Origin of the sequence: Flavobacterium pisciphilum, assembly GCF_020905345.1 — a bacterium.
Classification (GTDB): domain Bacteria; phylum Bacteroidota; class Bacteroidia; order Flavobacteriales; family Flavobacteriaceae; genus Flavobacterium; species Flavobacterium pisciphilum.
In genome coordinates this window covers 3,987,034-3,999,340 of record NZ_JAJJMO010000001.1, presented here as the reverse complement: position 1 = coordinate 3,999,340, position 12,307 = coordinate 3,987,034, and the positions used below count along the sequence as shown (strand labels likewise).

The following is a 12,307-nucleotide window of genomic DNA, read 5'->3' as shown; positions in this document are numbered from 1 at the left end:
GAAATTATGCTCTACAAAGAAACCGTTACTCCCCAGATGTGGGAACTTCTCCAAAGGCTTATGAAAGATGAAAAACTGAAGGAATTTAATCTTGTAGGAGGTACTGCCCTAAGCCTGATGATAGGACATCGATTAAGTATCGATTTAGACCTATTCTCCACACAGGATTTTGATGTTCAGTCTATGCTTGCTCATTTAAGTAGTGAACATCCTGTTACAATCAGGGATCTATTTGACAATACAATGCTTCTAAATATAGGTAAGGTTAAAGTAGATATTCTAGCCCATAAATACCCATGGCAAGAACCTGTTCAAACCGAACAGGGAATCAGACTTGTATCTTTACATGACATAGGTGCTATGAAACTCCATGCTATATTTCAAAATGGCACAAGAATAAAAGATTTTGTGGATATGTACTTTCTTTTGGAACATCATCCCCTTAAAACCTATTTAGATGCTTACCAGAACAAATACAATGGAAATCCCGCACTGGCTTCTCATTCCTTACTCCATCATGAAAATATAGACCACGAAGAAAAAGTTAAACTCCTGAAAGGAAAAGAAACCAACTGGAACAAAATGAACCAGCGCCTAAAAATAGCAGTTTTTAATCCTTCTTTTAATTTTTCCGAACCAAAAAATCAAATTCCTCCACCCAAAAAAGGACGTGGATTTAGAAGGTAAAAACTTGAATAAGAACCATAAAAATCGTATTTTTACTATATGGCAGTAGTTAAAAAAAATAACAGAGTTCCTAATTTGGATCGGGTCTTTTTTTGGGATTTCGATATAGATGCTATGGACTTTGATAAAGCCTACAAAACTATTATTGCCCGTATCATAGAACGTGGAGGACAGGACGAAATGGATGAAATCGTACGTTTTTATGGTCATGAAAAAGTTATCAGAACTATTCGTGACGAAATCTATTTCCTTCCCAATTATGCCATTGACCGTGCTTTAAAATTCTTTCCCGAACTCAAAAAGGAAGAAATGTACTGCTACCTCAACCGCATGGACAAACCATATCACTGGATTTAGTGAGTTAACGATTTTTATAGTTTATTTACTTCCTGTTCCTTATTCAGTTCTCTCTTAACGACGGTCTTAAGAGACTTGTTTGTAAACTGTCCCAGCGAATCTTCCCGCCAGTATTAATAATTTTCGAACTTGTAATTAGTGTCTTTGGTATAAACAGTGGTCTGTAATTTGTAGGATTTATATGAACATTGGTGGGAGTGCCGGCGCATATTGTAGTGAATAATTTTGGTGTAGAAAGAAGTATTTCATAAAACCAGTCATCATATAATAATTAAATTGTGAGGCATTAAAGAAAATTGTAAAAAAAATTCCAATAGTAAATTTTATCCTTAAATTTGTTAAGTGAAAATTTGGGTAACATTACTATCGATCGTTGTGCTGTTTCTTTCAACAGTACCTTGTTCTGCATATTCTAAACATGCAGAATGTAATGTAGAGAAGAATTGCAAAAATGATTCGCATGACTGCGGAAATAATTGTAATGGAAAATGTTCTCCTTTTTATTCTTGTGGCACTTGCATGGGTTTTACCATGACACAAACTTCAGGAATAATTTCAGAAAAATTAGAAGTTGCAACAAACAAAATACTACAGTCTATATCATACGACAAGTTTGTCGATTCCTCGTTTATTTGTAAAATTTGGCAGCCACCCAAAATTTTTTAATACTTACAATAGTTTTACTTCATGATTTTATGATCATGAACATCTTTATGTATTAATATTAAGAAATTATAAATGTTTAAATATATTTTATTGATTGTGGCAATAACGACTATTGGCACAGTACAAGCACAGAACAAAATTAAAGTTATCGCTAAGGATGCTGAGACAAGCTTACCAATTAACGGCATCACGGCTAAAATTGAGCAGACTAATTTATCATCTGTGTCAAACTCAGAAGGATTAATCATTTTTGAAAATCTACAGCAGGGAGATTATAATGTTTCTTTTTCGATGGAAGGTTATAAATCGCGTACAATATCCTTTACAATACCTTTTACAGGCGATTTTTTAGAGATATCAGTAGAAAGCGAAGCCGAAGAGATGGATGAAATTATTGTCACTTCTACCAGAGGCACAAGAACAATAAGTAACATTCCTACCAGAGTGGAATTTATTGCAGGAGAAGAATTAGAAGAAAAAGCCAATATGAAACCAGGTGATATTAGAATGATGCTTAATGAAAGTACTGGTATTCAAACCCAACAGACATCGGCAACATCAGGAAATTCATCTATTAGAATTCAGGGATTAGACGGTAGATATACTCAAATATTAAAGGATGGTTTCCCTGTATATTCAGGAGCTTCCAGCGGACTGGGATTACTGCAGACACCACCACTGGATTTAAAACAAGTGGAGATCATTAAAGGATCTGCCTCAACTTTATATGGAGGTGGAGCAATTGCTGGTTTGGTGAATTTAATTTCTAAAACTCCTACAGAGGAAAGAGAATTACGATTTTTACTAAATGGAACATCAGCACTTGGTTTAGATATTAATGGGTTTTATTCACAGCGATTCAATAAAATTGGATTGACTGTTTTCGCTTCTCATGATAGAAATGCACCATATGATCCTGCCGATATCCAGCTAACGGCTATTCCAAAATTTGAACGTTTTAATTTTAACCCAAAATTATTTGTCTATTTTAATGAAAACACAAAACTTAATTTTGGCATAAATACTGTTTTCGAAAATCGCATCGGAGGAAACATAGATTACATAAAAGACGAAAGCAAATATCCTGACAGTTATTTTGAAAAAAATAAGACACAGCGAATTAGCACGCAATTTACCCTTACACATAAATTCAATGAAAAGGAATCAATAACATTCAAAAATAGTTTTAATAATTTTAGCCGTATTATAACTATTCCAGAATACTCTTTTGACGGGCTTCAGAATAGTACTTTTTCTGAAATTACATATTCACACAATGGTAAGATATCCGAATGGGTAACAGGAGCCAATTTATATACGGATAAATTTACAGAGAATAGCATTACTGCTTTTCCTTTGAGGGATTACAATCAGATTACATATGGGGCTTTTATTCAAAATACAGTAAAGGCTAAAGAATGGCTGGATATTGAAACTGGTCTTAGAGGGGATTATGTTATTGATTACGGATTTTCGCTTTTGCCGCGAGTTTCTGCTTTATTTAAAATTAGTCCTAAACTTACGTCAAGACTCGGCGGAGGCTTAGGCTATAAAACACCAACCATATTTACTGAAGAAAGTGAGCGTATTCAGTACCAGAATGTATTGCCTATCAATAGCGATTTTAATAAACTTGAAAAAAGCTATGGCGTCAATTTTGATGTTAATTACAAGACTAATATTACCGAAGATATATCTTTATCACTCAATCAGTTGTTCTTTTACACAAATGTAGATAATCCCCTAATCTTAACTTCCCTTCCTAATGCCATTTATCAGTTTGTTAATATTGATGGCTTTTTGGATACAAAAGGAGCTGAAACAAATGTAAAATTAGGATATAAGGATTTTAAACTTTTTATAGGTTATACTTATACTGATGCATCAATCGATAATAATGGTATTAAATCCGAAAATCCTTTGACCGCCAAACATAGATTGAATAACGTTTTAATGTATGAAGTAGAAGATAAATGGAAAGCCGGATTAGAGGCTTATTACTACAGTCCACAAAAATTAAATGATGGAACGACTGGAAGAGAATATTGGGTTTTCGGTTTTATGGTTGAAAAATTATGGGAGAATTTTTCCGTTTATGCCAATTTTGAAAACTTTACCGACACCAGACAAACTAAATTTGGAAGTATATATACAGGGCCTATTTCAAATCCTGTTTTCAAAGATATTTATGCTCCACTAGATGGATTTGTCGTAAATGCAGGAATTAAGATAAAAATATAGAATATGAAAAAAAGTATCTATAATATTAAAAAAATGGATTGCCCCAGTGAAGAACAGCTTATTAGAATGAAACTTAATAATATTGATCACATTGAAGGGCTTGAATTTGATATCTCAAATAGAAAGTTACAGGTTTATCACTTAGGTGATACAGATAACATTACAGATGCAATTAACAGCCTAAATCTCGATAGCTCACTCTTAACATCTGAAGAAACTCTTGATGTTATGAGTCCAATTGATAATTCTGGACAAAGTAAACTGCTATGGCAAATTTTGATTATAAATTTTTCATTCTTTCTAATTGAAATCGTAACAGGTTTTATATCAGACTCAATGGGGTTAGTTGCTGATAGCTTAGATATGCTTGCTGATAGCATTGTTTATGGTTTAGCTCTATTTGCAGTCGGCAGCACTGTTTCAAGGAAAATTGGAGTAGCTAAAATAAGTGGATATTTTCAAATGACGCTGGCGATTTTAGGCCTTATAGAAGTCCTAAGAAGATATATACAGCAAGAAAATATTCCCGAATTCGGCACAATGATAATAGTTTCTTTATTTGCTCTCTTGGGCAATTCATTATGTCTCTATTTACTTCAAAAATCTAAAAGTAAGGAGGCACATATGCAAGCAAGCATGATTTTTACTTCCAATGATGTAATAATCAACGTTGGAGTTATCATTGCAGGAATTTTAGTTTATTATACCAATTCTATGTTGCCCGACCTCCTCATTGGTATTTGTGTATTCTTTTTAGTTGGTAGAGGAGCATTGAAAATTTTAAGTTTAAAATAAACGACTCTCCTAATGAGTTATAAGCAGATTTGGAAATTATTTGGTGCTCTTTGACTTAGTATGTCAAAAAAAGAACGGATATTTTACGTATTAGCTTTATATTTTTTCAGAGAAATAATAAAAAGAAATCCAAGTTATGACGGGTTTAGCAGTCTGGCAAAAAGACTTCGGCATAATGCCTTGCTCGTTCCTCACAAGACACCCTTCGGGACTTATTCCGATTCCTTTTGGCCTGTCTGCATCCCGTCCTTTGATATTGCTTTCTTTTTCTTTTTTCCTTTTTTCTGTTTTCTTTTGGAAAAATATTTTTTATTGGTATTGCTGGAGTGCCTGAGCACCTGCTGAACTGTGTGTATACTTGCACACTTGATTGCAGGATAGCAGGAAGGCTTGCAGGCAGGAATGCAAACCTGCATACAAGCTTACCTGCGCACATGAGTACTTGATTGCTTGATTGCTTGATTGCCTGAATACCTAAAAGCAAGAATACCTGTGGATTTGCCCTGCCTGCATAAATTATTTATATATTATTCTTCGCTAATGCCTTTGCTGACTTGATTTGCAACATTCCGTGTGCTCAGACTGTACTGTATGTTCCTGCATTCCTTGAATCCTTAAAAATAAATTAGTTTAACCATACCTATAAAAAAAGGGCATCAAGCCCTTTCAATTAAATCCATTCCTAAAAAAGTTGTCGCAGGACAATGGCAAGTTGTGTTTTGAGATGCTTGAAATGAATTCAGCATCTCAAAACAACTTGCCCTGCGGGGCTGGAAAACGCCTCCGAAGTCGGCGTTTTATTAAAATTATGAATGGACATAGATTAGTTCGTAGTACTCTTTTTATTTTCTTTTAAATATTTTCTGTAAAGCATGTCCAATAAATCTGCCTCTTCCAATGGGATTAGCATTTCTATTATCCTCAGCAGACTGTAAACGTATCTTTCAACATGCCTCGGACTATTATTTGTACTGACTTCCATTCCGTCTAATGCAAGCATTCCTGCCTTAAGTAAATCCATAATCATACAAAACAAGTCTGAATATCCCTGAACATTTATTTCGATATTGTGTATATCGTTCCGCATTTTTGATGCAGGTTTAAGCATTATAAAGTAATGTTCCGGATTTTCAACCAGATCATTTAATTTGATTTTATTTTTTTTCATATCAATATATTTTATTAGTTAAATCGAGCATGTCTGCATTGATGCAGTAATTTTAGCATTCGGAATTCTCTTTCGATTCATTAACTTTTTTTATTTTTTCAAGCCCTCTTTCACGCATAAGCTCTCCTGCATCAAGCATTTTTATTAAATGGATATACGGAGTCGTAAGATCAATATCACCGTCTCCTTTGTATGGAGACAATGAAACGCTCACTATTTCAGAAAGGAAAAATTCAAACTCCTTAAGGCTTTTCTCTGCAAATGCCTTTCGAAATACGGTGAAAGGATTGTCATATTCCTGCTTTGTCAGTGAAGTGAGATGAAATACATTTTCTGTGCGGACTGATTCTTTCACTCTCCAATTACTGCTTTTTTTATACAGGCAGTAGTATGTTTTCAAAAATGAGCATATTGCTTTATAGAATATAAAAATCTCGCTTGGTCTATCATTACTGCAGATTTCTTCTTTAAAGCTGTACAGTACTGCCTGTGTTAAATTTCGCTTATAGTAGTCAAGATGTGCAAAATCAAAAAGGGCATCAGATGCTTCAAATGGATTTCCTGCCTCAAATCCAGCCCAGAACTTAGTCTCAAAGTTATTTTTCTTCTTTTTCATGATTTAAAAAATTAGTTATCCATTTTTTCATTTTTATTTTCGCTATTAATCTCTAAATAAAGCTTATGCAGTTTGTCAAGCCCTTCCGCTTCACTACACGGCATTAGCTGTATTGCAATTTCCAAAATACTCGTAAGATGAAAAGCGGGATCTTCGATCTGGCTGGAATTCTCAAGATCTGAATTCTCCAGCGTGTGAAGTGCTATTTTCAGAAGATCCTGTACAGTGAACATCAGATTGATGTAGCTTGTAAATTTTATACTGGCATAATAAGTGCCTTCTTTATCTCTCTGCGGGGTCAATGTTCTAAAATAAAAACTGCTTTTCAGTTCTTTGATAAAATCATCCGCCTTTTTATTTTCATTGGTTTCCATATTCTTTAAATATTTGTTTTGTTTGCTCAGCATACTGCTGATACATTGTTTTTACTTCACTCATAAGCCACTGCATTTTTTCATATGCCGATTCAACAATTTCTGCAGTTAACGGTTCAATTTCTTCTCCCCACTGAACAGCTTTTCGGGCAAGATCAAGCTTTCTTAAAACTTCTTTATCTTCTATGTTATCTAAATCAAAAGTTCCACCTAAGACACTATTAAACTTCGCAATACGCTCCTGCTGCTCTGAAATGTTTCCATCTATCACCCATTCACCCGTTAGAACCCATGAAGCATTAATAAAAACATATCGAAACTGCTCATGTATAACATACAATGCCATTAAATGATTCTCGTTTCCACGGTGGTATTTTAAGTCCCTGCCAATAGTATTGGCCTCTGATATCCACATTTGATAATTTGCAACAGTCTTTTTCAAAAGCCGTTTCATATTTATTTTTTTTATATCCAGAACAGGTTTTCCTACAGTGTTTCTATACACAAGATCTATTTCTTTACAATTGAAAATAAAAAATAAATTTCCTTTTCCGACTTCTCTCTTTATACACTCCCTGTCAAAAAAACAGAATGAAAAAGTATTGTAGTTTTCAATTACTTTCCATAAATGGAAGACAACATCGTCATAGTAATGGGGGCTTTTTTTGCTCACAACAATTGTCAGAATCCCTGTTTTTGATTCTACAGCAGATTCCGAAAAGTAAATACAATCAGCTTCTACAAACTCTACTAAGAGTTTCAATATTTTCTTGACTGTCCGATATTTGGGATGGCCTTTCTGTGTTAAAATATTATAATACATGATCTGTCTGTTTAAAGTTCAGCCGACATCAGCTTCTCAGTACGTCTTAATTCATCTTGTACAACACCTGTGCAGAAAGCCGCAAAATTATTGTATCGATCCTGCAAAAGATTCATATCAAGTTCAGAAAAAGTATCTGCACCGCTGTATCTTAGCTGAGTATATGATCTGCTTAATATCGTAAACAGGTTTCTGTCCTGCTCTGTAACCCTCGGAAAGTAACTGCTTATTTTAGGATTAAAATGATCGCAGATTTCCAATAGATAAGAAAGGGAAAAATGATTTGGAGAATATCCCATAAATAAACGGATCATTCCAAGACAGATCTGTTCTGTCATAGTATGGAGCATCAAGCCTTTAAGGGGAGCGTAACATGCCCATTCATAATCTTCCTGCCATTTTTCCATATTGTTTACCACAATATTTCTGTAGCACAGGTATTCTTTTGCTGATGTTATACTGCGAACTGGAAGATCAGCAGATTCAAGAACAGCAGATTCTTTTTTAAACAAAGCCTTTCCATTTTTTATAACATTCAAAAAGAAATATTTCTGATCACCTGTTGCGCTTTTAATCTCTGAAATATGATGAATCAAAAGTGTTGCCGTGCACTGCCCTTTGGTTCTGCTTTTAATAATATCAGCCAGATCATGCACTGCATTTGCTTTACTTTCTTTGACAAGTATTAATAGATAAAAGTGTTTAAACCTTTTTTCCGCTGTTCCAAAACAATAAACCACCTCAGTCTTAAGATAAGACGTAACGGTATCACTGACAATCTTTTCATAGTCGATTACTCCATCGTTTAAAGTATCTTTATTCAGTTTTGGTTCAATAAAAAAAATGGATTTTTCCTCGCAGTAGGAAAGCTGGTCTTGGAAGATCTTTTTAGTTTCTTTCAAGATGCGGTAAAGTTTCTTCTGTGCTTCTTTAACCCTGTCTTTCTTAATCTTTGTTTTGCCTCCATAAGGAAATTCAATCCTTGCTCTATCAAGCAAATCAGCAATTTCTTTATCCTTATCAAGATCAATATTGAACACCTGCTTCAAAACCGGTGCATAGTCCTTTATCGTATTTAAGTGCTCTAGTGTATAATGATTCGAATGAGATTTTCCCATGACCAGTTCTCCGATTATACCAAAAAGAAGGTTTACCGCCTGATGGATTGTATAGAGTGCCATATAATGGTTATTTGTTCCTTCATAATGCTGGGAACCTCTTCTTAATGATTCTGCTTTGGATAAAAGCCCGCTGTTTTTCTTTACTGCTTTTTTAAGCAGAACAGATACAGTGGGAATATCTTTTTTAATCTTAAAATCAAACTCCTCGTTTTTAAACAGACTTATGTTTGATAAATACCACTTTAAATAATACAAGCTCCCATGCTTTAAGCGATGCAGTACATCCCATAGATTTATAATTACAAAAGGTACAGACGGATATTTTTTTAAAACCTTATCCGCCCAGTCATACATTTCCGATGCGATCTGCTGTGAATCTTCCCTTAAGATTATAGTAAGTATATAACCTCTTTTCCCTGCTGTCTCTGCCTCATGCAGGGTGACCGCTGTAATGTCCATAAATGATTGGAGCTCTCTAACGGCATTCTCCAATTCTTTCTGATCTTGAAATTGAATTGCACTACTCATAATTTTAATTTTTTTAATTAATACTTGTGTGAAAAATTGTATTTTTGTTTAACACACAGGCAAGTAAGTGATTAGTCGTACTGTACCGTATCAATTTGTATTGTACCGTACAAGACTATTTCTATATCATACAGGAGACTTACTTTTTTATTCTTAATTATTATCTTTGAGCTATGAGTACAGTTACAAAACCAAATCACATAGGACGAAAAATCAGTCGTATTCGTGAATTAAAAGACATGAAACAAGAAGCTTTAGCCCAGGCTATGGGAACAAACCAGCAGGCCATTTCTATTATGGAAAACAGCGAAACTATAGAAGAAGAAAAACTTATCGAAGTAGCAAAAGCGTTGGGAGTAAGCGTAGAGGCAATTAAGAATTTTTCAGAAGAAGGCGTGTTTAACTATTTCAACAATTTTTACGATAATAGTCAGGGAACTGTGGGGAATCATCATTGCACGTTTAATCCATTAGATAAACTAATGGAATCTGTAGAAGAAAATAGAAAACTTTACGAGCGACTATTGAAAGCAGAACAGGATAAAATCGAATATTTGGAAAAATTACTAAAAGCAAAATAGGCTTTTATAAAATGATATATATTAATTCCTAAAGAGACTTTCGAGTCTCTTTTTTGTTTTCAAACATTTATATATTTTAATAAAAAGCGGTGTCATAAAATAGTAATGTGCACAAAAAATATTTTTTATTTTGATTTCTTAAAAATATTACTACCTTCAATATTATTCACCTTATAATTAGTAACATATGACAGAAGAAAAAGGTTTTATTAGAGTTGTGACAGATGTATTTAGTGGTATTAAAGTAGTAGATTTTTCGAATGATAAAAATGTAATAAGAAAAGTAGAAGAAGCAGAAGAACTTTTAAAGGAATTTGATAAACAAACAATAAATGTAATACAGATACTAGATGACCGTATTATGTTTGGACTAATTGATAAAGATGAAAGAAATCGACTTGTTAATGAAGTAATGAGAATAAAAAACGAATATTGGAACAATTAAACAATATGGAAAGTTCCTGAATAGCAACTTTCCATATTTTATAGATATAGATATTTAAGTTCCTTATATGCCGTTTTTAATAATTTTAAATGTATAAAATTTTTTCTTTTGGCACTATGCGTTTTATTTATTGACATCTTTGACATTTTTTGTTTGGCGTATTTTTGGAAAATTATATGAGTAATTTCAACAATTATTTTTCCTCATTCATAGCTACTTTCCATTTATTATCCTCAACTGTTAGAAAAATTATATTGCTGTAGGTTTTACCATCCTCATAAATTAATGTTTCCTCGATGAAATACAAATCATTATCTATTTCACTTAATTCAGAAAATTGCCTTTTTACCATAGAAAAATCAGGAAACCCATTATTTAGAATATACTCAACAAGTGATAGCTCAAGTAATTTAGCAGTCAAATCAATAGTCTCTTCATTTAGCTCCACATTTGTTCTTTGCAAAACTATTTTTGCTTCAGCTTCAAAATTTTTAGAAGCGACCACATTTACAATATCCTTGTTAGAAAATGCATTTTCTAACGAAATTATTGCTTGTTCAGGTGTATTGTAGCTATAGCTCATAATTGTCTAATATAATAATTTCGGCTTATAATATTTTTATTTCTACGTGAAATCTTATTAAACGGACTTCTAGAGTGAAAATCATATTCGGTTAATATATTCCTCTGGGTAATAACTGAAATATAAGTTCATGATTTATATGTACATTCTGTTTTTTCAGATACAAATCTTTTTTTATGTAAAAATGAAAAATGTTAATAATTACGTTTTTTAATTCAAAAAAAAGTTCGTCATTTCTTATATCATTAAAATATGGTTTTGCTGAAGAATTAAAGTCAACAAGAGTGTTGCCATGAACAATTTGATTTCTTAGATTGAAACTCTTTCTTATTATTTCTCTAAATTTTTTCATATCACTAATGTTGTCGGAAATAATTAACGGAATGACAAGAGAAACATAGTCGTTCGATACATTTTGTCCAAAAAAAGTTTCTAATGTAAACACCAGCTTAATAAAGTTATTTGAAGTAATATAGTTACTTTTTAACGCTTCCATGAAAAAGTGAATCGAATTTATATCCCTCGTCCAAAACTGTGAAGTCTTCCTCATTAATGAGTCAAGTTCATCAGTTTCTCTTTCATACTTTATATAATGTGAAAGCATTTCCATCCTATCTGTTTCATAAAAATAATTATTGTTTTTATTAATTAAGGAAAAGCCAGATGGATTTGGCTTATCTGTAAAACTAAACGAATATCGATGAGTTAAGAAATTGAGGTGTAAATTGAAAGTCAAAAACTGAATAAATTCGGAAATAATAGATTTTAGTTTGTTTGACTCCTCCCAAGATTCATGATTTTCATTATCTAATTGGTCTAATACTTTTTCATAATTTTTCTCTTCTAAATATTTTAAATTTCTACGTAGAATTTTTTTTGATTTGAATTGAGCTTCAATAACTGCAATGCGAGACGCATCTGAAATCCCAGAAGAAATTATTTTAAGTCGTTCAATTTTTTTTAGTGGGAAGTACTTTTCTAAAATTAATTCATATTCATGACAATTTGAATAAGGCGAAGCTTTTATGTGAAAATTAATTTTAATAGATTTTAAATTTTCTAAATTTTCTTTTTCAAATTCAAAATTATATTCAGTTCGATATCTTTTCTTTCTCCATAATTCTTTCTTGATGAAAACTTCTATATATGGTGTTAGATCAAAGGAAAAATCACTTCTTGCCGAGCAGTCGATATTAGTATGTGTAAACCACAAAAAATTTTTCATTTGGATCTTCATATATTTAAAATAGTCACCTTCTTTATTATAACCTTCCAAGACTTTGTGCAATCGAAAATTATTGCTAAGTTGTAAAGATACATAT

The 12,307-nt window shown here is 32.6% G+C and carries 13 protein-coding genes; 6 read left to right on the top strand and 7 right to left on the bottom strand.

Annotated features, from left to right (window positions below; translation table 11 throughout):
• Positions 1 to 36: 36 nt before the first annotated feature.
• The 4 genes from LNQ49_RS17065 (at position 37) to LNQ49_RS17050 (ending at position 4,746) form a co-directional block, all read left to right on the top strand.
• The gene (locus LNQ49_RS17065; protein ID WP_229990228.1) at positions 37 to 687 is read left to right on the top strand and encodes a nucleotidyl transferase AbiEii/AbiGii toxin family protein; all 651 of its coding nucleotides are present in this window, start codon (positions 37 to 39) and stop codon (positions 685 to 687) included.
• 75 nt (positions 688 to 762) lie between these two features.
• Entirely contained in the window at positions 763 to 1,044 is a 282-nt protein-coding gene (locus tag LNQ49_RS17060) for a DUF6922 domain-containing protein (RefSeq protein ID WP_229990227.1), read from the top strand.
• 738 nt (positions 1,045 to 1,782) lie between these two features.
• Positions 1,783 to 3,951, top strand: coding sequence for a TonB-dependent receptor (locus tag LNQ49_RS17055; RefSeq protein ID WP_229990226.1), 2,169 nt, complete (start codon positions 1,783 to 1,785; stop codon positions 3,949 to 3,951).
• Between the two features lie 3 nt (positions 3,952 to 3,954).
• Positions 3,955 to 4,746 carry a cation efflux transmembrane domain-containing protein gene (locus LNQ49_RS17050; RefSeq protein WP_229990225.1) on the top strand — a complete coding sequence of 264 codons (792 nt, stop codon included), beginning with the start codon at positions 3,955 to 3,957 and terminating at the stop codon, positions 4,744 to 4,746.
• Between the two features lie 823 nt (positions 4,747 to 5,569).
• Here LNQ49_RS17050 and LNQ49_RS17045 read toward each other — a convergent pair.
• The 5 genes from LNQ49_RS17045 to LNQ49_RS17025 are packed head-to-tail and all read right to left on the bottom strand — an operon-like array spanning position 5,570 to position 9,376.
• Positions 5,570 to 5,914, bottom strand: a complete 345-nt coding sequence (locus LNQ49_RS17045) for a hypothetical protein (RefSeq protein ID WP_229990224.1) — start codon at positions 5,912 to 5,914, stop codon at positions 5,570 to 5,572.
• Positions 5,915 to 5,966: 52 nt separating this feature from the next.
• Complete coding sequence (locus tag LNQ49_RS17040; RefSeq protein ID WP_229990223.1) at positions 5,967 to 6,530, bottom strand: hypothetical protein; 564 nt, start codon at positions 6,528 to 6,530, stop codon at positions 5,967 to 5,969.
• 11 nt (positions 6,531 to 6,541) lie between these two features.
• The gene (locus LNQ49_RS17035; RefSeq protein WP_229990222.1) at positions 6,542 to 6,904 is read right to left on the bottom strand and encodes a hypothetical protein; all 363 of its coding nucleotides are present in this window, start codon (positions 6,902 to 6,904) and stop codon (positions 6,542 to 6,544) included.
• Entirely contained in the window at positions 6,891 to 7,727 is an 837-nt protein-coding gene (locus LNQ49_RS17030) for a hypothetical protein (RefSeq protein ID WP_229990221.1), read from the bottom strand. Before LNQ49_RS17030 ends, LNQ49_RS17035 begins: the two co-directional genes overlap by 14 nt.
• Before the next feature lie 11 nt (positions 7,728 to 7,738).
• Positions 7,739 to 9,376, bottom strand: a complete 1,638-nt coding sequence (locus LNQ49_RS17025) for a hypothetical protein (protein WP_229990220.1) — start codon at positions 9,374 to 9,376, stop codon at positions 7,739 to 7,741.
• A gap of 173 nt (positions 9,377 to 9,549) precedes the next feature.
• On the opposite strand from LNQ49_RS17025, the gene LNQ49_RS17020 reads away from it, so the two are divergent.
• Together LNQ49_RS17020 and LNQ49_RS17015 are read left to right on the top strand one after the other, a co-directional pair.
• Positions 9,550 to 9,957: a helix-turn-helix domain-containing protein gene (locus LNQ49_RS17020; RefSeq protein ID WP_229990219.1), complete on the top strand. Its 408-nt coding sequence runs from the start codon at positions 9,550 to 9,552 to the stop codon at positions 9,955 to 9,957.
• A gap of 187 nt (positions 9,958 to 10,144) precedes the next feature.
• Positions 10,145 to 10,402 (top strand): hypothetical protein, encoded by a 258-nt coding sequence (locus LNQ49_RS17015; RefSeq protein ID WP_229990218.1) that lies wholly within the window; start codon positions 10,145 to 10,147, stop codon positions 10,400 to 10,402.
• A 193-nt stretch (positions 10,403 to 10,595) separates the two neighbouring features.
• Here LNQ49_RS17015 and LNQ49_RS17010 read toward each other — a convergent pair whose 3' ends face one another.
• A complete protein-coding gene (locus LNQ49_RS17010) occupies positions 10,596 to 10,985 on the bottom strand; it encodes a hypothetical protein (RefSeq protein WP_229990217.1) in 390 nt (129 codons plus the stop codon).
• Between the two features lie 91 nt (positions 10,986 to 11,076).
• Entirely contained in the window at positions 11,077 to 12,261 is a 1,185-nt protein-coding gene (locus tag LNQ49_RS17005) for a HEPN domain-containing protein (protein ID WP_229990216.1), read from the bottom strand.
• Positions 12,262 to 12,307: the final 46 nt, after the last annotated feature.